This is a genomic window from Streptomyces sp. 147326, from assembly GCF_045000215.1.
Classification (GTDB): domain Bacteria; phylum Actinomycetota; class Actinomycetes; order Streptomycetales; family Streptomycetaceae; genus Streptomyces.
Window position 1 is genome coordinate 6,244,296 of sequence record NZ_CP134201.1, and the last position, 20,321, is coordinate 6,264,616.

The window sequence follows — 20,321 nt, forward strand, 5'->3', positions numbered from 1 at the left end:
CCGTCATGTTCCGGACCTCCTCCTTCCGCGCCGCCTACGACGAGGTGCTCGGCCGGTGGCCCGGGCCCGTCGAGACCGTCGACCTGCCCACCCCGTACGGGGTCACCCGCGTCAACAGCTGCGGCCCGGCCGGCGCCCCGCCGCTCGTGCTGCTGCCCGGCGGCGGGTCCACCTCCACCGTGTGGGGCGCCTGCGCCGCCGCCGGGGCCGCCCGCACGCACCGGATGCACGCCGTGGACCTGGTGGGCGACCCCGGGCTCAGCGTCCCGGCGCCGGGGCGGGCGCTCCGGTCCGTCGCGGACCTGGTCGGCTGGCTCGACGCGGTCCTCGACGGGATCGGCCCGGACGGCCCGCACGGGCCGGTCGCACTCGGCGGGCACTCGTACGGGGCGTGGATCGCCGCCCACTACGCCGCCGCGCGCGCGGCCCGGCTCGGCCGCCTCGTGCTGCTCGACCCGACCCAGGTCTTCGCCGGGCTCCGCCCCGGGTACGTCCTGCGCGCGCTGCCCGTACTGGTGCGGCCCACCCCGGAGCGGATCCGCTCCTTCCTCGGCTGGGAGACCCGCGGGGCCGCCCTCGACCCGGCCTGGCTGCGGCTGCAGGACGAGACCGCCGGCTTCCCCGCCGTACGCCCGGTCACCGGGCCGCGCCCGGACCTGGGCGCGCTCGCGGAACCGACGGGCATGCGGGTAGACGTGCTGTTCGCGGAGCGCGCCCGCTGCCACGACGCCGGCCGCGCGGCCCGGGCCGCACGCGAGGCGCTGCCGGGCGCGCGCGTCCGCGTACTCCCGGGCGTCGCGCACCACGCGCTGCCGCTGACGGCGGCCGGGGAGATCGCCCGCCGGTTGTGACGGGGTCGGGTGTGTGCCGGGGCGCTCCCCGCAGGGCGTCGAACGCAAGGTGCCCCGGCCCTCGGACGCCCCGTCACGTTCGGCGTCCGAGGAGACGCCCCGGCGCGCGCCCGGCCCCGCCCCTCCGACCGCCCCGCTCCGGCCCCGCACGAGCGGCGCAGCCGACCGGCCCGGCCCCGGCGCACCCGGCCCGCGCCGAGCAGCCCGCGCCGAGCAACCCCGCAGGGCAATACAGCTAGGCCTTGCGGGAGAGGGCCTCGCGGACGGCTTCCTCGGAGCGGGCGACCACGGCCGTGCCGTCCTCGGCGGTGATGATGGGGCGCTGGATCAGCTTCGGGTGCGCGGCCAGGTGGGCGATCCACTGCCCGCGCGCCGCGTCGGTCTCCTCGCGCGGCAGCTCCCGTACGCCGGTCTCCTTGGCCAGCGGGTCCGAAGTGCGGGTGATGTCCCACGGCTCCAGCCCGAGCCGGCCGAGCACCTCGCGGATCTCGTCCTCGGAGGGCACGTCCTCCAGGTACCGGCGCACGGTGTAGTCGGCGCCCTCCGCGTCCAGCAGGGTCAGTGCGCTGCGGCACTTGGAACAGGCGGGATTGATCCAGATCTCCATGCCGCCAACCCTACCCAGGGCCTGTCTGGCCAGGGGCTTCTGTCAGTGGTCCCCGGTAAAATCGAGGGAGAACGACAGGAAGCCAACTACCGTTTGGGAGGCTGTAGATGGCCACTGCCACCACCGTCCAGCCCGTCAAGAAGAAGCCGCTGCCGGCGGGCCTGCCCCGCGAGTGGTACGAGAGCCACAACCGCCGTCTGAAGGCGATGCGGCTGGCGATATCCCTGCTCGACTCGGGGACGTACGACCCTCGGCGCGCCACCAACCGGAAGATCCGGACGATGGCCGTCCGGACGGGGATCCACCGGCCGTCCAATGTCACCTGCAAGATGGTGCGCGCGTTCATCAAGGAGTCGTAGAGGAGCGGTGCGGCCCGCCGGGTCATCCCGGCCCGTCCAGGGAGAGCAGCAGCAGGGCCACGTCGTCGTGCGGACCGCCGTCCGTGAAGGCCGCGAGGTCCCGCCACACCGCCTGGACCAGGCCCCCCGGGTCCCGTGCCAGTACGGGGACCCGGGCGGCCAGGGGGTAGAAGTGCCCCGCCGCGTCCCGGGCCTCCGTCACGCCGTCGGTGTGCAGCAGCAGCTGGTCCCCGGGCCGCAGCGGCAGCTCCGCCACCGTCGGCAGCGCCGGCCCCGCGAGCCCCAGGCCCAGCGGCGGGCCCGGCTCCACCACCAGTTCCTCCACCGCCGCCCCGCTCAGCCGCAGGGCGGGCGGATGCCCGCACGACACGATCCTCACGAGGTCCAGCCCGGGCGGGAACTCCAGCAGCACCGCCGTCGCGAACAGCTCCGGGTGCTCGACGGAAGCGGCCCTCGCGTCCGTCACCAGCCGCCGGTCCAGCCGGCCCGCGACCGCCGCCAGGCCGGGGTCGTCGATCACTCCCTCGCGGAAGGCCCCGAGCAGCGCCGCCACGGTGGCCACCGCCGCCAGGCCGTGCCCCTGCACGTCCCCGACCAGCGCCCGTACGCCGTGCGGCCCGGCCCGTACGTCGTACAGGTCACCGCCGACCAGGGTGCCGCGCTGGGCCGCCCGGTAGAGGCCCGAGCAGCGCACCGCGCCCACCCGCTCCGGCACCGGCGGGAGCACCGCCAGCTGGGCCGCCTCCGCCACCGTCCGCACGCTCACCAGCTGGGCGTCCCGGCGCTGCCGGACCCAGGCGATCACCACGCTCAGCAGCCCGACGACGGCCACCGTGGCCAGATCCGTCCCCCGGGCATGGGCGACACCGAGGTCGTGCACCCCCAGCAGCAGGAGGACGACGGCGGCGAAGACCGCCGTCCCGGCCGCCCCGTACGCGAAGGCGGCCACCGGGGGCACGCCCGCCAGGAAGTAGCCGAGCTCCACATCGCCCGGGGTGAGCGCCTGCGCGAGCACAAGCGCCACCAGGGCCACCGCGGGCGCGATCCGGGCCCAGCGCGGCGGCGGCTCCCCGCGCAGCCAGCCCGGCTCCTCGCGTCCGCGTTTCACCCTTCCACCCTGGTACCCGGGCCGGACCCGCGCACCCCGGACCGGCCCCCCGGGGTGGCTTCGTACGGCCGGTGCCACGACAGTGGTGGCGTGACAGACAGCAAGGGCCCGGGAAAGGCGCCCACCCCGGCGCACGTCGAGGCACACGGGAAGGGCGACGGCGCGCAGAGCGCGGAGATCAGTACGCGGCTCAACTGGCTGCGGGCGGGAGTCCTCGGCGCCAACGACGGGATCATCTCCACCGCGGGCCTGGTCGTCGGCGTGGCCGGGTCCACCACCTCCCGCTCCGCGATCCTGGCGGCTGGGGTCGCCGGGATGCTGGCGGGCTCGTTGTCGATGGCGGCGGGGGAGTACGTCTCCGTCAGCTCGCAGCGGGACTCGGAACGGGCCGCGCTGGACCTGGAACGGCGGGAGCTGGCCGAGGAGCCGGAGGCGGAGCTCGACGAACTCACCGACCTGCTCGCCGCGCGGGGGCTGAGCCGGGGGGTGGCGCGGGAGGCGGCCGAGCAGCTGACGGAACGGGACGCGCTGCGGGCCCACGCCCGGGTGGAGCTGGGGATCAACCCCGACGAGCTGGCCAACCCGTGGCACGCGGCCTTCGCCAGTCTCGTCGCCTTCACGGTGGGGGCGCTGCTCCCGCTGCTGGCGATCGTCCTGCCGGGGCCGTCGGCGCGGGTGCCGGTGACGGCGGTCGCGGTGCTGGCGGCGCTCACGCTGTGCGGGGTGCTCAGCGCACGGCTCGGCGGGGCGCCGCCGCTCCGCGCGGTCCTGCGGAACGTGGGCGGGGGCGCGCTGGCGATGGCCGTCACCTACGCGGTGGGCACCTGGCTCGGCACGATCTGAGCCGGGCTCCGCCCGGCCCCGGGGCTCCGCCCCCGGACCCCGCGCCTCAAACGCCGGCGGGCGGGAGGGCACGCGCCGCGCCCGGAGGCGTACGGCCGGTGCGGCGAGCCGCCAGGGAGAATGGCGGCATGCGTATCGCAGTCACCGGCGCGACCGGGCTCATCGGCAGTGCACTCGTGCGGTCCCTCCGGGCAGACGGGCACGAAGTGGTGCGGTTCGTGCGGCGGGAGCCGGTGGGCGCGGGCGAGGCGCGGTGGGATCCGGCGCGCGGCGACGTCGACCCCGCGGGCCTGGTCGGCTGCGGGGCCGTCGTGCACCTGGCCGGGGCCGGGGTCGGGGACCACCGGTGGACGGCCGCGTACAAGAAGGAGATCCGCGACAGCCGGGTGCTCGGGACCGCCGCGATCGCCCGCGCCGCGGCCGCGCTCGACGAGCCGCCCGCCGTGCTCGTCAGCGGTTCCGCCGTCGGCTACTACGGGGACACCGGCGACCGGGCCGTGGACGAGGACGCCCCCGCCGGGCAGGGCTTCCTGCCCTCGGTCTGCGTGGAATGGGAGGCCGCCGCCGCGCCCGCCCGGGACGCCGGGATCCGGACCGCCTTCGCCCGTACCGGCCTGGTCATCGCCGGCGAGGGCGGGGCCTGGGGCCGGATGTTCCCCCTCTTCCGTGCCGGTCTCGGCGGCCGGCTCGGCAACGGCCGCCAGTACTGGTCGTACATCTCCCTCCGGGACGAGGTCGCGGCCCTGCGCCACATCATCGACACCCCCGGAATCGAAGGCCCCGTCAACCTCACCGCCCCCGAGCCGCTGACCAACCGCCAGGTCGCCGCGGCAATGAGCCGGGTGCTGCGCCGGCCCGCGCTGCTGCCCGTACCGGCGCCGGCCCTGCGCATCGTGCTCGGGGAGCTCTCCGGAGACGTGCTGGGCAGTCAGCGGGCCCGCCCCGCCCGGCTGCTGGAGTCCGGCTTCGTCTTCCGCGACCCCGGCATCGAGCAGGCCATTCGAGCCGCCCTCTGAACGACGGGCCCGGGACCCCGCCGCGTGCGACCGCCGTGCGACCGTTCGTGACCCGGATGCGACCGTCGTGCGACCGGAGTTGACCGTAATACCCGGCCGAACTCGGGTTCCCGTGGAGCCGGTTGGGGGAAGGAGGATCCCCACACAGCCGCGCCGACCTCGGGGAGGGGCACGTGCTCAGCAGCGCACACCATGCCGCGCACCATGCGGACGTCGTCATCGTAGGAGCCGGAGTCTCAGGACTCGCGGCCGCGCAGCACCTGATCGCAGCGGGAGTCACGGTCACCGTCCTGGAGGCCGCGGACGACCCCGGCGGCCGGATGGCCACCGAGTCGGCCGACGGGTTCCGGCTGGACCGGATCGGCCAGCTGCTCAACACCTCGTACACGGAGCTCGAACGCACCCCCGGCCTGCAGGCCCTGACCCTGCGCCCCTTCGTGCCCGGGGTCCTGGTCCACACCGACGGCAAACAGCTGCGGGCCGGGGCGCTCACCCCGGCCCGGGCCCTGGCCAGCGGCTCCCTCGACCAGGCCCGGCTCAGTGCCGCCCTCGGCCGGCTCGCCGCCCTGCCCGAGGACAAACTGCTCGCCCGTCCCGAACGCACCGCGCACACCGCCCTGCGCTCGCGCGGGCTGCCGCCGCGCACCCTCAACGGGGTGCTCCGGCCCCTGCTCGCCGCCCTGCTCCGCGATCCGGAGCTCACCACCTCCAGCCGGGTCGCGGACCTCGCCCTGCGCACCTTCGCCCGCGGCCGCCTCGCGGTGCCCGAGGGGGGCGCGGCGGCCCTGCCCGACCTGCTCGCCGCCGCCCTGCCGCCCGGAACCGTCCGGACCGGGGTCCGGGTCCGGTCGGTGGCGACGAACCTGGTCACCACCGAGGAGCACGGCGACTTCAGCTGCCGCTCCGTCCTCCTCGCCACCGGCGCCCGCGCCGCCGCCGAGCTGCTGCCCGGCCTGCGCGTGCCCGCCTTCCACGAGGTCACCGTTCTGCACCACGCCACGGCCACACCCCTGCCCCGGGACGGCTCGCTGCTCCTGGACGGGGACCCCGACTGGCCCGTCTCGCACACCGCCGTGATGAGCACGGTCGACCCGACGCGGGCTCCGGCAGGCCGGAGCCTGGTCACCACGACCGTGCTCGGGCCGCCGCCGCCCGCGCGCACGGTCGCCTCGCGCCTCGCCCGGCTCTACGACACCCCCACCCGGGAGTGGGAGCTGCTGGCCGTCCACCACACCCCGGAGGCCGTCCCCGCCATGCCCCCGCCCCACGACCTGCGACGCCCGGTACGGGTACTGGCCGGGCTGTACGTGTGCGGCGACCACCGCGACACCAACACCGTCCAGGGCGCCCTGCACTCGGCCCGCCGGGCCACCGGCGCCATCCTGCGCGACTTCGGCATCCCGCTCCCGGCCACCCCGGAGCCCGCCCTTCCGGTGGCGGCCTGAGAACCACTCGGCCCGGGCCCGGTCCCCCTCGGGGGGCCGGGCCCGCACAGCGTCACGACAACGCCGCCACCCGGTCCCGGTACGTGCGCACGGCCGACGCGTCCCGGTACGGCTCCAGCCGCCGCTCGAAGTCCCGTACGTACTCCACCGCGCGCACCGACCGCATCTCCGACGCCTGCTGCGCCGCCTCCGCGCCCAGCGCGCACGCCTGGTCCAGCTCGCCCAGCCCCAGCCGGGCCGTGGCCAGCACCACCCGGCAGAACAGCCGGGAGCGCGCGTACCCCGGCGCCCTCAGCTGCAGGGACCGTTCCGCGTGCTGGGCCGAGGCCCGGTACTGCTGCAGGTCCCGGTGGCAGTGCCCGAACTCGTCCGCGAGCTGTGCCTCGTCGTAGAACCGCGCCCAGTGCGGTACGTCGTCCCCGGGCCGGGCCGCGCCCAGCGCGCGCTCGGCCCGCACCAGTGAGGCCGTCGACGCCCGGACCTCGCCGAGCACGGCGTGCCCCCGCGCCTCCGCCGAGTGCAGCAGCGCCTGTACCACCGGCGGCGGGCCGGAGCCGACGCCCTGCTGGGCCACCCGGGCCAGCTGCACCGCCTCCCGGCCGTGGCCGAGGTAGACCGCCTGCCGGCTCATGGTGACCAGCACGTACGAGCCGTAGGGGCGGTCGGCGGCCGCCTGCGCGAGCCGCAGGGCCTGCACGAAGTACCGCTGGGCGAGCCCGTGCGCGGCGATGTCGTACGAGGTCCAGCCCGCGAGCCGGGTCAGATCGGCGGCGGCCGAGAACAGCCGCCGCCCGGTGCTCTCCCCGTAGGTGCCCCGGAGCATCGGCTCGGCCTCGTGCTCCAGGTAGCGCACCAGCGCCTGCCGGGCGTGCCCGCCGCCGTAGGCCTGGTCCAGGGTCCGGAACAGCTCGCTCACCGATCTCAGCGCGGCGATGTCCCCGCCCGTCACCCGCTGCCCGGGCCCCCGGTCGATCTGCCGCTGCCGGGGCACCGTGGCCCGGCCCTGCACCGGGACGCGGGCCGCCGCCTGGTCCGCGCCCCGGCCCACCCGCTCGTCGGCCCGCCCGATCAGCCAGTCCCGGCTCGGTACGACCAGCCCGGCCGGGGTGAAGGCGATCTTCCGCAGCTCGGCGTGCGAGCCGGAGTCCTTGCGCCACAGCCCGCTCGCGATGTCCACGGCCTCCTCCGGGGTGGCCGCGAACTCCAGCCCCGCGTACACGGGCGCGCAGGCGTCCAGCCCCAGGTCCTGTGCGGACAGCCGACGGCCCAGGCGCCGGGTGAAGACCTCGGCGATCAGCGCGGGGGTGGTCCCGCGCGGCTGCTGCCCGCGCAGCCATCGGGTCACGGAGGTCTTGTCGTACCGCAGATCGAGACCGTGTTCCAGGCCGAGCTGATCGACGCGACGGGCGAGCCCGGCGTTGGAGAACCCGGCCTCCGCGATCAGCGCCGCGAGCTGCCGGTTGGGGACGCGCTGGGCAGGTCGTTCCGTCATCGGCTCCACGGTCTCCTGACGTGACGGACCGGAGTCCCGGCCCTGTGAACGGCGTGAATGTAGCGGCGAACTTCACTCATGCCGCCCTCTCTGCCCCACATTCATCCGATCGTGTGCAGAATGCGGAGGGCTCTTTACGGACCGAACCCCTCCGCCCACATAGGCTGCGGGCCATGACCCCTCGGCCCCACGGGGCGCACCTCCCCGAGGAGCGAACCGAATCCACCGCACCGCTGCCCCCGCCCGAGCTGACCGAGGCGGAGTGCCGGCGCTGCGGCACCTACATCGCGGGGCTCGACGGCAGGTACGCGTGCGGGGTGTGCGGCTGGGTCAACGACCACTCGGAGGGGCACCGGCGGCTGCCGCGCGCGGACGAGGACCCGGACCGGCCGCCGAAGGGCAGGCGCCGCCCGAAGCAGCTGCCGTGGCCCCCGCCGCCGCCCGGCCCGGAGCCCGGCCCGGGGCCCGCCGCGGAGCCCGGCCCGGGGCCCTGAAGGGGCCCGCACGGGTCGCCGTACCCTTGCTCAGTGAGGTACGTGCACACAGCAGGTTCAATGAGGAGGCGCTGCGGTGGCTGAGCTTGGGTTTGTCCATCTGGGCTTCGGACCGGAATCCGTCGAGTACACCCGGGCCTGGGAAGAGCAGCGCAGGGTGCACGCCGCCCGCTTCGCGGACGAGGTCGAGGACACCTGCCTGCTGCTGGAGCACCTGCCGGTCTACACGGCGGGCCGGCGCACCGACCCCAGTGAGCGCCCGCTCGACGGCACGCCCGTCGTCGACGTGGACCGCGGCGGCAAGATCACCTGGCACGGCCCGGGCCAGCTGGTCGGCTACCCGATCATGAAGCTGCCCCGCCCGGTCGACGTGGTCGCGCACGTCCGCCGCCTGGAGGACGCGCTGATCCGCACCGCCGCCGAGTTCGGCCTGGAGACCACCCGGGTCGAGGGCCGCAGTGGCGTCTGGGTGCTCGGGGACCCGGTCGAGGACCGCCCCATGATCGGCGGGCTCTCCCTCGACCTCGACCCGCGGCTGCACGACGAGGAGTTCGACGCCCGGCTCAACGGCCCCGAGTACGCGCCGTCCAACGCCGGCCAGCGCCGCGAGGACCGCAAGCTCGCCGCGATCGGCATCCGGGTCGCGAAGGGCGTCACCATGCACGGCTTCGCGATCAACGTGAACCCGGACAACACGTGGTTCGACCGGATCGTGCCCTGCGGCATCCGGGACGCCGGTGTGACCTCGCTCTCCTACGAGCTGGGCCGCGAGATCACCATCGCCGAGGTGCTGCCCGTCGTCGAACGGCACCTGAAGGACGTACTGGAGCACGCGGAGCTGCGGCCCCGCGAAATAGAGCCGGCGGCGGGCGCCTGACACCCCGGGAATGCGGCCGGCCCCTCGCAGGTTGGCCGACGTAAGAGCGTACGAAATTACGGGCGTACCCTGGTGGGCGCCCGAACAACCGAAGTCACAGGGAGCCGGTCGTGTCCGCAGTCGCACCCGACGGACGCAAGATGCTGCGCCTGGAGGTCCGTAACGCCCAGACCCCCATCGAGCGCAAGCCCGAGTGGATCAAGACCCGGGCGAAGATGGGTCCCGAGTACACCAAGATGCAGGCCCTGGTGAAGGGCGAAGGACTGCACACGGTGTGCCAGGAAGCCGGCTGTCCGAACATCTACGAATGCTGGGAGGACCGCGAGGCCACCTTCCTCATCGGTGGCGACCAGTGCACCCGGCGCTGTGACTTCTGCCAGATCGACACGGGCAAGCCCGAGGCCCTGGACCGGGACGAGCCGCGCCGTGTCGGCGAGTCCGTGGTCACCATGGACCTGAACTACGCCACCATCACCGGCGTCGCGCGCGACGACCTGGCCGACGGTGGCGCCTGGCTGTACGCGGAGACCGTGCGCCAGATCCACCAGCAGACCGCGGGCCGCGAGAGCGGGCACACCAAGGTCGAGCTGCTGGCCCCCGACTTCAACGCGGTCCCGGAGCTGCTGGAGGAGGTCTTCGCCTCCCGCCCCGAGGTCTTCGCGCACAACGTCGAGACCGTGCCGCGGATCTTCAAGCGGATCCGCCCCGGCTTCCGCTACGAGCGCTCGCTCGAGGTGATCACCAAGGCCCGCGCGTACGGCCTCGTCACCAAGTCGAACCTGATCCTCGGCATGGGCGAGGAGCGCGAGGAGGTCTCGCAGGCCCTGAAGGACCTGCACGAGGCCGGCTGCGAGCTCATCACCATCACCCAGTACCTGCGGCCCTCGCCGCGGCACCACCCCGTCGAGCGCTGGGTGAAGCCGGCCGAGTTCGTGGAGCTGGCGAAGGAGGCCGAGGAGATCGGCTTCTCCGGCGTGATGTCGGGCCCGCTGGTCCGCTCGTCGTACCGGGCGGGGCGTCTCTACAACCAGGCGATGGAGAAGCGCAGCCGAGCAGGAGCGTAGGTTGCGGGTCCGCCCGAGGCACGAGGGCGGGCACGCGGCCGGAGCGGTTGCGAGGCGTAGCGCGACCGCAGGAACGAGAAGCGCGCCGCGAGCGTGTGAACTCGCGCACAAAAGCTTACTAGTCGGTAACACCGCAGCGACGCGGCCCCTAGGTGTATTGCCCCGGGAGGTTGTGGACGGGTGATGCAGGTCTCGGCTGAGGCGTCTTGAACGGGTGAGGGCCTTCCGGGTTCGGTGTGGATTGCGACATCTCCACCGAACGACAGAAGGCCCTCATGCCCCACCGTAATGCACCCCTGACCGAGACCGGACGGCTGCGCCTGGCCCACTGCGTGGTCGTGGACGGCTGGCCGCTGCGGCGGGCCGCCGAGCGTTTCCGGGTCTCGCCGACCACGGCCCAGCGGTGGGCCGACCGCTACCGCGATCACGGCGAGGCCGGCATGCATGACAGGTCCTCGCGCCCGCATCACAGCCCACGCCGGATCCCGAACCGCACCGAACGCCGGATCATCAAGGTCCGTGTCCTGCGCCGCTGGGGACCGGCCCGCATCGCCCACCTGCTGGATTTGGTGCCCTCGACCGTGCACCGCGTCCTGACCCGCTTCGGGCTGGCCCGCCTGAGCCATCTGGACCGGGCCACCGGCCGTGTCATACGCCGCTACGAACGCGAGAAGCCCGGCGAACTGGTGCACGTGGACATCAAGAAGCTCGGCAACATCCCCGACGGCGGCGGCCACAAGACCCTGGGCCGCCAGGCCGGCCGCAAGAAACGCCCCCGCCTGGGCTACAGCTACATCCACACCGCCGTCGACGACCACTCCCGCCTCGCCTACAGCGAGATCCTGACCGACGAGAAGAAGGAGACCGCGACCGCCTTCTGGCAGCGGGCACAGGCGTTCTTCACCTCGTGCGGGATCACCGTGGAACGGGTCCTGACCGACAACGGGGCCTGCTACAAATCCCACACCTGGCGCGACGCCCTGGCAGCGGCCGGGATCACCCACAAGCGAACCCGGCCCTACCGGCCCCAGACCAACGGCAAGGTCGAACGCCTCAACCGCACCCTCCTGGAGGAATGGGCCTACGCCCGTCCCTACCAGTGCGAGCAGGAACGACGCGACGCGTTCCCGCAGTGGCTACACACCTACAATCACCACCGCGGACACACCGCGCTCGCAGGCAAACCACCCGCCAGCCGCGTCCCCAACCTCACAGGGCAATACACCTAGGCTCTTTTCAGGAAGAGCCCGGCGGGCCGCGTCAATGTTTCATCACGTTTGACCGACAGGTCATGCGCTGGTAACACCAATCAGTGACGCTTGGTCCACGCACCGCACACACCGCAGTACGCACGCACCGCATCACGCACGCACGCTAGAAGCACTGCCGACGCGAGTTCCGTGAAGGGGATCGACATCATGCAGGCCGCGCCCGTACGCGCCATCGCCATCCCGTCCCTCTCCGACGCCTTCCGGGGTGTCGAGTCCCTGCTGATGAGCGGCGCCCGCCGGAACGCCTGGACGGCGGTGCTCGAAGACCGCCGCAGGGCCAAGGACCGGGTCGAAACCGAACACGTACTTGAGGCCGCGGCTACCCGAACCCCGCAGGCCACGTAAACTTCGCTGTATGGCGAGGAAGTCAAACGCAGAGACTGCTGCGAACCCCGGGCGACTGAAGCAGATCGCCCTCACGTACAAGATGACGCGCAAGGCCGACCCGAAGGTCGGTCTGATCGTCGCGGGCGTGGGAATTGTCACCTTCGGTGTCCTTCTTGCGATCGGCTTCCTGATCGGGCACGAGCTCTACCTGGGCATCCTGGGCTTCCTCGTGGCGTTCCTCGCGATGGCGATCGTCTTCGGACGACGGGCCGAGCGAGCTGCCTTCGGGCAGATGGAGGGACAGCCGGGCGCGGCCGCGGCCGTACTGGACAACGTGGGCCGTGGCTGGACGACCACCCCGGCCGTCGCGATGACCCGGCAGCAGGACATCGTCCACCGGGCCGTCGGCAAGGCCGGTGTCGTGCTGATCGCCGAGGGCAACCCCAACCGGGTGAAGCCGCTGCTCGCGAACGAGAAGAAGAAGCTGGCCCGAATCATGCCGGACGTGCCGGTGCACGACTTCATCGTGGGTACGGGCGAGGGCGAGGTGCCGCTCAAGAAGGTGCGCACCACCCTGCTCAAGCTGCCGCGCGTGCTGGCCGGTCCGCAGATCACCGAGATCAACGACAAGCTGCGTGCCATGGGTGACCTCATGAGCAACATGCCGCTGCCGAAGGGCCCCATGCCCAAGGGCATGAAGATGCCGCGCGGCGGAAAGATGCGCTGACCCGCTCACCTGATTTTCGTATACGACAAGGGGCGCCCCCCGAGCCGGTCGGCTCGGGGGGCGCCCCTTGTCACGTGCGTGGTGGCCGCTGCCGCTAGATGCGGACCTGGACGGCGCGCGCCAGCCGGTCGTGGAGGCCGCGGCCGTCGCGGTCCCAGATCAGCGCCGGGATGACCAGGGCCAGCAGCAGTGTGCGCAGGAGCACCCGGAGGATGCCGAGGCGGCCGCCGTTCTCCGAAATCACCCGGAGGCCGAGGATCCGCTTACCGGGGGTGAAGCCCACGGTGCCGATCGTCAGGAGGCTCAGGGCCAGGAAGAGCCAGAGGGTCCAGTTGCCCGCAGCAGCCAGGTTGCCGCCCGTGATCAGCCCGTACGCGATGAGCTGGCAGCCGAGCCAGTCGATCGCGACGGCCCCGAGCCGGCGCCCGAAACGTGCCACCGAGCCGGGTCCCTGCTGGGGCAGGCCCAGCCGCTGACCCGGATAGCCGAAGTCGACGCCCATCTCCTCGGCGGCCGCGCGGGGGCCGGAGAGCCAGGATCCGATTGCCTGTCTGTTGTCCACCCGACCACGGTACCGGTGGCGTCGCACGGCACTCCGGCGGGACCCTGGTTAACTTGTGCGAAACAAATGGGTCATGCTTGAGAAATCCCTTGTGCTTATGGTCGGGTCAGCGTGCGGCACCGCACTGACGCACCACGAGCTATAAAGCCCGCCCTGCCCCGGGGCCGGGAGTAGGAGGAGTTGGATGTTCCAGAACGCCGACGAAGTGAAGCAGTACATCGAGGAGAACGACGTCAAGTTCGTCGACGTCCGCTTCTGCGACCTGCCTGGTGTGATGCAGCACTTCACCATCCCGGCGCGGGCGTTCGACCCGGCGGAGGAGCTCGCCTTCGACGGCTCCTCGATCCGCGGCTTCCAGGCGATCCACGAGTCCGACATGGCGCTGCGCGCCGACATCACCACCGCGCGCCTGGACCCGTTCCGCAAGGACAAGACGCTCAACATCAACTTCTTCATCCACGACCCGATCACGGGTGAGGCCTACAGCCGCGACCCGCGCAACATCGCGAAGAAGGCCGAGGCGTACCTCGCCTCCACCGGCATCGCCGACACCGCGTTCTTCGGCCCCGAGGCCGAGTTCTACGTGTTCGACAGCGTGCGCTTCGCGACCTCCGCGAACGAGGGCTTCTACCACATCGACTCCGAGGCCGGCGCCTGGAACACGGGCTCCGAGGAGAACAACCGTGGTTACAAGGTCCGCTACAAGGGTGGTTACTTCCCCGTAGCCCCGGTCGACCACTTCGCTGACCTGCGCGCCGAGATCTCCCTCGAGCTGGACGCCCAGGGCCTCCAGGTCGAGCGTCAGCACCACGAGGTCGGCACCGGCGGCCAGGCCGAGATCAACTACAAGTTCAACACGCTGCTCGCCGCGGCCGACGACCTGATGCTCTTCAAGTACGTCGTGAAGAACGTCGCCTGGCGCAACGGCAAGACCGCGACCTTCATGCCGAAGCCGATCTTCGGTGACAACGGCTCGGGCATGCACGTGCACCAGTCGCTGTGGGCCAACGGCGACCCGCTGTTCTACGACGAGGCCGGCTACGCGGGCCTCTCGGACACCGCCCGCTACTACATCGGCGGCATCCTCAAGCACGCCCCGTCGCTGCTGGCCTTCACCAACCCGACGGTGAACTCCTACCACCGCCTGGTGCCGGGCTTCGAGGCGCCGGTCAACATGGTGTACTCGCAGCGCAACCGCTCCGCCGCCATGCGCATCCCGATCACGGGCTCGAACCCGAAGGCCAAGCGCGTCGAGTTCCGCGCGCCGGACCCGTCCTCGAACCCGTACCTCGCCTTCTCGGCGCTGCTCCTCGCGGGCCTCGACGGCATCAAGAACAAGATCGAGCCGATGGAGCCGATCGACAAGGACCTCTACGAGCTCTCGCCCGACGAGCACGCGAGCGTCCCGCAGGTCCCGACCAGCCTCGAGGACGTCCTCAAGGCCCTGGAGGCCGACCACGAGTACCTCCTGGCCGGCGGTGTCTTCACCCCGGACCTGATCGAGACGTGGATCGACTACAAGCGCACGCACGAGATCGCCCCGATCGCACTGCGTCCGCACCCGCACGAGTTCGAGCTGTACTTCGACCTCTAGAAATGCCTGATGGGAGGCCCCCCGCCACGCTCCACGGAGCGCGGCGGGGGGCCTTTCCGCTTTGACAGGCCGCCCGGGCGGAGTAAGGGTGGAAATGACCTAAAGGCCTAATAAGCGAGACATGTTCGGAGGTGCATGAGAATGCGCCGTAGGATCGTTGCGGCAGCCATGACCGGAGCCGCAGGAATCGCCATCGGTCTGCTGCCCGTCGCCAGCGCCTCGGCCTCGGCAGTCACCGGTGGGGGCGGCGGGAACGGCGGCTACGACTGCTACCGGTACCCCTCGCACCGCTCCGACGCCCGGTGGGACTACTGCTGCAACCGCGACTGGCGTGACCGGCCCAGCTGGTGCTGGGACAACGCAGGCGTCGGCGGCGACCGCGGCTACTGGCGCGACAGCAACTGGAACGACTCCGACTGGCGCCGCAACAACTGGCACGACGCGAACTGGAACGACTCCGGTCGCGGCGGCAACGGCAACTGGGACGACTGGGGCAACGGTCGCGGCGGCAATGGCGACTGGGGCAACGGCCGCGGTGGCGACGGCGGTGGCGGCGGCAACGGTGACTGGGGCGGTGGCGGCGGCGGCAACGGTGACTGGGGCGGCGGCGGTGGCGGCGGCAACGGTGACTGGGGCGGCGGCGGTGGCGGCGGCAACGGTGACTGGGGTGGCGGCGGCAACGGCGGCGGTGGGGGCGACGGCGGCGGTGGCGGCTGGGGTGGTGGCCGCTGAGGCCGATCAGACCACGGAGGGCCGTGGGACCGGGACGATGCCCCTGCTGCGCTGGTTCAGCGCAGCAGGGGCATCGCGCCGGTGAGGTCGCGCAGGCACCGGACCGCGAGCTCGGCGGGGGAGCCGGGGCCCGAGACCGGGGCGTCGGTGGTCGACCACAGCTCCAGCGCGACGCGGATCGCGTCCGTGGCCGCCGCGGCGAGCAGCCGGACCTCCAGCGGATCGGCGTCCGGCCCGGCCAGCCGGGCGATGACCGGGACCAGGTGCTCCTCGGAGTCCTGGTTCACGCGGTACCAGACGGCCCGCAGGGCCTGGTCCCCCGCTGCCGCGCGCAGCAGGCCGCGGGTCACCTCCAGGCCCTCCTCCACCGCCTGCATTTCGCTCAGTGACCGGGTGACGGCGCGTTCCAGCGCCTCGGCGAGGGGCGTGCCGGGGTCCTCCTCGGCGAGCAGCGCCCGCCAGGCGTCACCGCCGCCCGCGAGCAGCGGTGCCGCCGCCTCCTGCTTGTTGCGGAAGTAGCGGTAGAACGTGCGCAGTGCCACCCCGGCGCGGTGGGCGATGTCCTCGGCGGTGGTGCCGTCGGGGCCGTGTTCGGCGAAGAGTTCGCAGGCCGCGCGAGCGATGTCGAGCTGGGTGGCCGCCTTGCGGCGCTCGGTCAGCGACTGGGCTCCGGGGCCGGCCTGGGGAGAGTACGGGCGAGGGGATCTCACGGGGTGAAGCGTACCTCCCGCGCACCCCGGCTATGACATCCTCTGACAGCATGGCAAAACGTGCCATTATTTCGGTACGCTCGCGCCATGAACCGTTACGAAGGACGTCGTGTCCTCATCACCGGCGGCGGCTCCGGCATCGGCCGGGCCACCGTCCACCGCATCCTCGCCGAGGGCGGCCGGGTCCACACCGTGGACGTCAGCGAGGCCGGCCTGAAGGCCACCGCCGACCGCGCCGCAGCCGAGGGCCACCAGGACCGGCTCACCACCGCCGTCCTCGACATATCCGACGAGAACGCGGTCAAGGAGGGCGTGACCGCCGCGACGCTCGCCCTCGGCGGGATCGACGTGCTCGTCAACGCCGCGGGCATCCTGCGCTCCGCGCACACCCACCGGACCACGCTCGACCTCTGGAACCAGGTCATCGGGGTCAACCTGACCGGCACCTTCCTGATGATCCGCGAGTCACTGCCGGCCCTGCTGGCGGGCGACCGGCCGGCCGTCGTGAACTTCAGCTCCACCTCGGCGTCCTTCGCGCACCCCTACATGTCCGCCTACGCGGCCAGCAAGGGCGGCATCCAGTCCATGACCCACGCGCTGGCCGCCGAGTACAGCAAGCAGGGCCTGCGCTTCGTCTCCGTCGCACCCGGCTCCATCGAGTCCGGCATGACCACGGGCAACGGCCCGGGCCTGCCCGAGGACACCGACTGGAGCCTGTTCGCCAAGCTCGCCCCGGCCCTCGGCCAGGGCTTCGCCGGTCCCGACACCGTGGCCGGCGTCGTGGCGATGCTGGGCTCCGAGGACGGAGCCTTCATCACCGGTACGGAGATCCGCATCGACGGCGGCACCCACTACTGATCAGGACGGGTCAAGCGCGGAACCGGTCCCACAGCCGGGGGAAGCGCTCCGCGAGCACGGCTTCGTTCTCGAAGTCCAGCGGGGCGCCCTCCGGCTCCGCCGCCTGCAGCGGGATGCCCAGGTCGGGTGCCACCGCCCCGGTCAGCTGCTCGTACGCCTCGTCGGCCGCGTACCCCAGCTCCTCGCCGTCCCCGTCGATCTCCTCGTCGAACTCGCCCAGGAGCTCAGCCAGATGGTCCGGATCGTGCACCCCCCCCTCGAAGACCTCCCGCCCCTGCCCGATCAGCCAGCAGCGGAAGTAGTCGAAGGCGTCGTCGCTCGCCCCGTCGAGCAGCACCCAGGCCGCACCCCACAGGTCCCAGGTGTACGCCCGGTTGTAGCGCGACTCGAAGTGCCGGGCGAAGTCGAGGACGGAATCCGGGTCGAGCTGGGCCAGCCGCTCCACGAGCAGCTCGGCGTGTTCCTCGGGGTCGCCGTCGGCGGCCTCGCGGGTACGGTCCACGATCTCCCAGAACTCCGTCTCGTCCATCACCGCTCCAGCATCACGGGTGCGCCCCCGCGCCGCCACCGCTCATACGGCGAAAGGCCGGTGTCCGACCCCCGCGGGGGTCGGACACCGGCCTTTCGGCTGTCACGGAGCCTCAGAGGCCGTAGCGCTCCCGGGCCTCCTTGACGGCGGACGCCGGCACCTCGCCGCGGCGGGCGAGCTGGGCCAGCGCGGCCACCACGATCGACTGGGCGTCGACACCGAAGTGGCGGCGGGCGCCCTCACGCGTGTCGGACAGACCGAAGCCGTCCGTGCCCAGCGAGGTGTAGTCCTGCTCCACCCACTGGCTGATCTGGTCCGGGACCTGACGCATCCAGTCGGAGACGGCGAGGACCGGGCCCTGGGCGCCTTCCAGCGCGCGGGTGACGTACGGGGTGCGCACCTCGCCGCGCAGCAGCGCCTCGTCGCACTCCAGCGCGTCGCGGCGCAGCTCGCCCCAGGAGGTGGCGGACCAGACGTCGGCCGACACGTTCCAGTCGGCGGCCAGCAGCCGCTGCGCCTCCAGGATCCAGTGGATCGCCGTACCGGAGGCCATCAGCTGCACCTTCGGGGAGTCCGCGGCCGGGGCCGCCTCCGCCAGGTCCGCCGCCGTGTTGAAGCGGTACAGGCCCTTGAGGATGCCTTCCTCGACGCCCTCGGGCATCGCGGGCTGCACCTTCGGCTCGTTGTAGACCGTCAGGTAGTAGAAGACGTTCGAGTCCTCACCTGGGACGGTCTCGCCGTACATCCGGCGCAGACCGTCCTTGACGATCACCGCGATCTCGTACGCGAAGGCCGGGTCGTAGTTGAGCGACGCCGGGTTCGTGGACGCGATCAGGTGCGAGTGGCCGTCCGCGTGCTGCAGGCCCTCACCGGTCAGGGTGGTGCGGCCGGCGGTGGCGCCGACGATGAAGCCCTTGCCGAGCTGGTCGGCGAGCTGCCACATCTGGTCGGCGGTGCGCTGCCAGCCGAACATCGAGTAGAAGATGTAGAACGGGATCATCGGCTCGCCGTGCGTCGCGTACGACGTGCAGGCGGCGATGAAGTCGGCCATGGCGCCGGCCTCGGTGATCCCCTCGTTGAGGATCTGGCCGTCCTTGGCTTCCTTGTAGTACATGAGCTGGTCGCGGTCGACCGGCTCGTACGTCTGGCCCAGCGGCGAGTAGATGCCGGCCGACGGGAAGAGGGACTCCATACCGAAGGTGCGGGCCTCGTCGGGGACGATCGGCACCCAGCGCTTACCGGTCTCCTTGTCCCGCATCAGGTCCTTGACGAGGCGGACGAAGGCCATGGTGGTGGCCATCTCCTGCTTGCCGGAACCCTTGAGCAGCGGGGCGAAGGAGCGGTCGGCCGGAGCCGGCAGGGCGACCTGCTTGACCTTGCGGGCCGGGGCCGGGCCGCCGAGCGCCGCGCGGCGCTCGTTCAGGTACTGGACCTCGGGGCTGTTCGCACCGGGGTGGCCGTACGGGACCTGGCCGTCGGCGAAGGCGCTGTCCGGGATCGGGAGGCCAAGGAGGTCACGCATGTCCTTGAACTCGTCGATCGTCAGCTTCTTCATCTGGTGGTTCGCGTTCTTCGACTCGAACCCGGCACCCAGCGTGTAGCCCTTGACGGTCTGCGCGAGGATGACCGTCGGCGCGCCCTTGTGCTCCAGGGCGGCCTTGTACGCGGCGTACACCTTGCGGGGCTCGTGGCCGCCGCGGGAGCTGTGGAAGCACTCGGCGATCTTCGCGTCGGAGAGCACGCCCGCCAGCTGCACGAGCTCGGCGTTGGCGCCGAAGAAGTGCTGGCGGATGTAGGCCACGTCGCGGGTCGCGTACGTCTGGAACTGCGCGTCCGGTACCTCGCGCAGGCGGCGTACCAGGGCGCCCGTGGTGTCGAGCTGGAACAGCTCGTCCCAGGCGGAGCCCCACAGCGACTTGATGACGTTCCAGCCGGCGCCGCGGAACTGTGCCTCCAGCTCCTGGACCACGCGGAAGTTGGCGCGGACCGGACCGTCGAGGCGCTGCAGGTTGCAGTTGATGACGAAGGTCAGGTTGTCGAGCTGCTCGCGGGAGGCGAGGGCCAGGGCGGCGGTCGACTCGGGCTCGTCCATCTCGCCGTCGCCCAGGAAGGCCCAGACGTGCGAGTTGGCGGTGTCCTTGATGCTCCGGTTCTGCAGGTAGCGGTTGAAGCGCGCCTGGTAGATCGCGGAGAGCGGGCCGAGGCCCATGGAGACCGTGGGGAACTCCCACAGCCACGGCAGGCGCCGCGGGTGCGGGTAGGACGGCAGGCCGTTGCCGCCGGACTCCTGGCGGAAGTTGTCGAGCTGCTGCTCGGAGATGCGTCCGTCGAGGAAGGCGCGGGCGTAGATGCCGGGGGAGGCGTGGCCCTGGATGTAGAGCTGGTCGCCCGATCCGTCGGCCTCCTTCCCGCGGAAGAAGTGCTGGAAGCCGGTCTCGTACAGCCACGCGGCGGAGGCGAAGGTGGCGATGTGGCCGCCGACGCCGTACTTGGAGCCGCGGGTCACCATGGCGGCCGCGTTCCAGCGGTTCCACGCGGTGATCTTGGCTTCCATCTCCTCGTCACCGGGGAACTCGGGCTCCGCGGCCGTGGGGATGGTGTTGACGTAGTCCGTCTCCAGCAGCTTGGGGAGCGCGAGGCCGGCGGCCTCGGCGTGCTGGAGGGTGCGACGCAGCAGGTATTCGGCCCGGCGTGTACCGGCGGCCTTGGCGACGGCGTCGAGGGAGGCCGCCCACTCGGCGGTCTCCTCGGTGTCGCGGTCCGGGAGCTGGTCGAGCTCGCTCGGAAGCTTTCCTACGGGGTCGGACATCGCTGTGCGCCGCCTTCCGGGTAATGGAGAGGTGGTGAAAAAATCC

General features: G+C 72.3%; 21 protein-coding genes. 14 read left to right on the plus strand and 7 right to left on the minus strand.

Features of this window, described 5'->3' with window-relative positions; genetic code table 11:
• Positions 1 to 5: 5 nt before the first annotated feature.
• Complete coding sequence (locus tag RIU97_RS28625) at positions 6 to 851, plus strand: alpha/beta fold hydrolase (protein ID WP_404960459.1); 846 nt, start codon at positions 6 to 8, stop codon at positions 849 to 851.
• A gap of 235 nt (positions 852 to 1,086) precedes the next feature.
• Here RIU97_RS28625 and RIU97_RS28630 read toward each other — a convergent pair whose 3' ends face one another.
• The gene (locus RIU97_RS28630; RefSeq protein ID WP_404960460.1) at positions 1,087 to 1,458 is read right to left on the minus strand and encodes an ArsC/Spx/MgsR family protein; all 372 of its coding nucleotides are present in this window, start codon (positions 1,456 to 1,458) and stop codon (positions 1,087 to 1,089) included.
• Positions 1,459 to 1,565: 107 nt separating this feature from the next.
• Between RIU97_RS28630 and RIU97_RS28635 the strand changes: the two genes are divergently transcribed.
• Positions 1,566 to 1,817 (plus strand): hypothetical protein, encoded by a 252-nt coding sequence (locus RIU97_RS28635; RefSeq protein WP_030707561.1) that lies wholly within the window; start codon positions 1,566 to 1,568, stop codon positions 1,815 to 1,817.
• A gap of 22 nt (positions 1,818 to 1,839) precedes the next feature.
• Here RIU97_RS28635 and RIU97_RS28640 read toward each other — a convergent pair whose 3' ends face one another.
• Positions 1,840 to 2,925 (minus strand): PP2C family protein-serine/threonine phosphatase, encoded by a 1,086-nt coding sequence (locus RIU97_RS28640; protein WP_404960461.1) that lies wholly within the window; start codon positions 2,923 to 2,925, stop codon positions 1,840 to 1,842.
• A gap of 90 nt (positions 2,926 to 3,015) precedes the next feature.
• Between RIU97_RS28640 and RIU97_RS28645 the strand changes: the two genes are divergently transcribed.
• The 3 genes from RIU97_RS28645 (at position 3,016) to RIU97_RS28655 (ending at position 6,229) form a co-directional block, all read left to right on the plus strand.
• On the plus strand, positions 3,016 to 3,768 hold the full coding sequence (locus tag RIU97_RS28645; RefSeq protein WP_404960462.1) for a VIT family protein: 753 nt from the start codon (positions 3,016 to 3,018) through the stop codon (positions 3,766 to 3,768).
• 128 nt (positions 3,769 to 3,896) lie between these two features.
• The gene (locus RIU97_RS28650; protein WP_404960463.1) at positions 3,897 to 4,784 is read left to right on the plus strand and encodes a TIGR01777 family oxidoreductase; all 888 of its coding nucleotides are present in this window, start codon (positions 3,897 to 3,899) and stop codon (positions 4,782 to 4,784) included.
• Positions 4,785 to 4,957: 173 nt separating this feature from the next.
• Positions 4,958 to 6,229, plus strand: a complete 1,272-nt coding sequence (locus RIU97_RS28655) for an NAD(P)/FAD-dependent oxidoreductase (protein WP_404960464.1) — start codon at positions 4,958 to 4,960, stop codon at positions 6,227 to 6,229.
• Between the two features lie 52 nt (positions 6,230 to 6,281).
• On the opposite strand, the gene RIU97_RS28660 is transcribed toward RIU97_RS28655, so the two are convergent.
• A complete protein-coding gene (locus tag RIU97_RS28660; protein WP_404960465.1) occupies positions 6,282 to 7,721 on the minus strand; it encodes a regulator in 1,440 nt (479 codons plus the stop codon).
• Positions 7,722 to 7,894: 173 nt separating this feature from the next.
• Between RIU97_RS28660 and RIU97_RS28665 the strand changes: the two genes are divergently transcribed.
• The 6 genes from RIU97_RS28665 (at position 7,895) to RIU97_RS28690 (ending at position 12,481) form a co-directional block, all read left to right on the plus strand.
• Entirely contained in the window at positions 7,895 to 8,215 is a 321-nt protein-coding gene (locus RIU97_RS28665; RefSeq protein WP_404960466.1) for a hypothetical protein, read from the plus strand.
• Between the two features lie 76 nt (positions 8,216 to 8,291).
• A complete protein-coding gene (gene lipB, locus RIU97_RS28670; protein WP_404960467.1) occupies positions 8,292 to 9,092 on the plus strand; it encodes a lipoyl(octanoyl) transferase LipB in 801 nt (266 codons plus the stop codon).
• Positions 9,093 to 9,202: 110 nt separating this feature from the next.
• The gene (lipA, locus tag RIU97_RS28675) at positions 9,203 to 10,156 is read left to right on the plus strand and encodes a lipoyl synthase (RefSeq protein ID WP_404960468.1); all 954 of its coding nucleotides are present in this window, start codon (positions 9,203 to 9,205) and stop codon (positions 10,154 to 10,156) included.
• Between the two features lie 275 nt (positions 10,157 to 10,431).
• On the plus strand, positions 10,432 to 11,385 hold the full coding sequence (locus tag RIU97_RS28680) for an IS481 family transposase (RefSeq protein ID WP_404960062.1): 954 nt from the start codon (positions 10,432 to 10,434) through the stop codon (positions 11,383 to 11,385).
• 189 nt (positions 11,386 to 11,574) lie between these two features.
• Positions 11,575 to 11,772: a hypothetical protein gene (locus tag RIU97_RS28685; RefSeq protein ID WP_383572333.1), complete on the plus strand. Its 198-nt coding sequence runs from the start codon at positions 11,575 to 11,577 to the stop codon at positions 11,770 to 11,772.
• A 10-nt stretch (positions 11,773 to 11,782) separates the two neighbouring features.
• Entirely contained in the window at positions 11,783 to 12,481 is a 699-nt protein-coding gene (locus RIU97_RS28690; protein ID WP_404960469.1) for a DUF4191 domain-containing protein, read from the plus strand.
• Positions 12,482 to 12,575: 94 nt separating this feature from the next.
• On the opposite strand, the gene RIU97_RS28695 is transcribed toward RIU97_RS28690, so the two are convergent.
• Positions 12,576 to 13,043 carry an RDD family protein gene (locus RIU97_RS28695; RefSeq protein WP_404960470.1) on the minus strand — a complete coding sequence of 156 codons (468 nt, stop codon included), beginning with the start codon at positions 13,041 to 13,043 and terminating at the stop codon, positions 12,576 to 12,578.
• 184 nt (positions 13,044 to 13,227) lie between these two features.
• On the opposite strand from RIU97_RS28695, the gene glnA reads away from it, so the two are divergent.
• Both glnA and RIU97_RS28705 read left to right on the plus strand, forming a co-directional pair.
• Positions 13,228 to 14,637, plus strand: a complete 1,410-nt coding sequence (glnA, locus tag RIU97_RS28700; RefSeq protein ID WP_030707538.1) for a type I glutamate--ammonia ligase — start codon at positions 13,228 to 13,230, stop codon at positions 14,635 to 14,637.
• Positions 14,638 to 14,805: 168 nt separating this feature from the next.
• On the plus strand, positions 14,806 to 15,369 hold the full coding sequence (locus tag RIU97_RS28705; RefSeq protein ID WP_404960471.1) for a hypothetical protein: 564 nt from the start codon (positions 14,806 to 14,808) through the stop codon (positions 15,367 to 15,369).
• 56 nt (positions 15,370 to 15,425) lie between these two features.
• Here the strand turns inward: RIU97_RS28705 and RIU97_RS28710 are convergent, their stop codons facing one another.
• The gene (locus RIU97_RS28710; RefSeq protein WP_404960472.1) at positions 15,426 to 16,079 is read right to left on the minus strand and encodes a TetR/AcrR family transcriptional regulator; all 654 of its coding nucleotides are present in this window, start codon (positions 16,077 to 16,079) and stop codon (positions 15,426 to 15,428) included.
• Positions 16,080 to 16,166: 87 nt separating this feature from the next.
• Here RIU97_RS28710 and RIU97_RS28715 point away from each other — a divergent pair, with 87 nt between their 5' ends.
• Positions 16,167 to 16,937 carry an SDR family NAD(P)-dependent oxidoreductase gene (locus RIU97_RS28715; protein WP_404960473.1) on the plus strand — a complete coding sequence of 257 codons (771 nt, stop codon included), beginning with the start codon at positions 16,167 to 16,169 and terminating at the stop codon, positions 16,935 to 16,937.
• 10 nt (positions 16,938 to 16,947) lie between these two features.
• Here the strand turns inward: RIU97_RS28715 and RIU97_RS28720 are convergent, their stop codons facing one another.
• Positions 16,948 to 17,466: a DUF4240 domain-containing protein gene (locus RIU97_RS28720; protein WP_327413589.1), complete on the minus strand. Its 519-nt coding sequence runs from the start codon at positions 17,464 to 17,466 to the stop codon at positions 16,948 to 16,950.
• A 112-nt stretch (positions 17,467 to 17,578) separates the two neighbouring features.
• Positions 17,579 to 20,275 (minus strand): pyruvate dehydrogenase (acetyl-transferring), homodimeric type, encoded by a 2,697-nt coding sequence (gene aceE, locus RIU97_RS28725; RefSeq protein ID WP_404960474.1) that lies wholly within the window; start codon positions 20,273 to 20,275, stop codon positions 17,579 to 17,581.
• Between the last annotated feature and the right edge of the window lie 46 nt (positions 20,276 to 20,321).

What these genes read in the sequence shown, in the direction of transcription:
- RIU97_RS28625 (WP_404960459.1), top strand. Translation starts at nt 6, where the DNA reads ATGTTCCGGACCTCCTCCTTCCGCGCCGCCTACGACGAGGTGCTCGGC.
- RIU97_RS28630 (WP_404960460.1), bottom strand. Translation starts at nt 1,458, where the DNA reads ATGGAGATCTGGATCAATCCCGCCTGTTCCAAGTGCCGCAGCGCACTG.
- RIU97_RS28635 (WP_030707561.1), top strand. Translation starts at nt 1,566, where the DNA reads ATGGCCACTGCCACCACCGTCCAGCCCGTCAAGAAGAAGCCGCTGCCG.
- RIU97_RS28650 (WP_404960463.1), top strand. Translation starts at nt 3,897, where the DNA reads ATGCGTATCGCAGTCACCGGCGCGACCGGGCTCATCGGCAGTGCACTC.
- RIU97_RS28660 (WP_404960465.1), bottom strand. Translation starts at nt 7,721, where the DNA reads ATGACGGAACGACCTGCCCAGCGCGTCCCCAACCGGCAGCTCGCGGCG.
- RIU97_RS28665 (WP_404960466.1), top strand. Translation starts at nt 7,895, where the DNA reads ATGACCCCTCGGCCCCACGGGGCGCACCTCCCCGAGGAGCGAACCGAA.
- RIU97_RS28680 (WP_404960062.1), top strand. Translation starts at nt 10,432, where the DNA reads ATGCCCCACCGTAATGCACCCCTGACCGAGACCGGACGGCTGCGCCTG.
- RIU97_RS28685 (WP_383572333.1), top strand. Translation starts at nt 11,575, where the DNA reads ATGCAGGCCGCGCCCGTACGCGCCATCGCCATCCCGTCCCTCTCCGAC.
- RIU97_RS28690 (WP_404960469.1), top strand. Translation starts at nt 11,783, where the DNA reads ATGGCGAGGAAGTCAAACGCAGAGACTGCTGCGAACCCCGGGCGACTG.
- glnA (WP_030707538.1), top strand. Translation starts at nt 13,228, where the DNA reads ATGTTCCAGAACGCCGACGAAGTGAAGCAGTACATCGAGGAGAACGAC.
- RIU97_RS28705 (WP_404960471.1), top strand. Translation starts at nt 14,806, where the DNA reads ATGACCGGAGCCGCAGGAATCGCCATCGGTCTGCTGCCCGTCGCCAGC.
- RIU97_RS28715 (WP_404960473.1), top strand. Translation starts at nt 16,167, where the DNA reads ATGAACCGTTACGAAGGACGTCGTGTCCTCATCACCGGCGGCGGCTCC.
- RIU97_RS28720 (WP_327413589.1), bottom strand. Translation starts at nt 17,466, where the DNA reads ATGGACGAGACGGAGTTCTGGGAGATCGTGGACCGTACCCGCGAGGCC.
- aceE (WP_404960474.1), bottom strand. Translation starts at nt 20,275, where the DNA reads ATGTCCGACCCCGTAGGAAAGCTTCCGAGCGAGCTCGACCAGCTCCCG.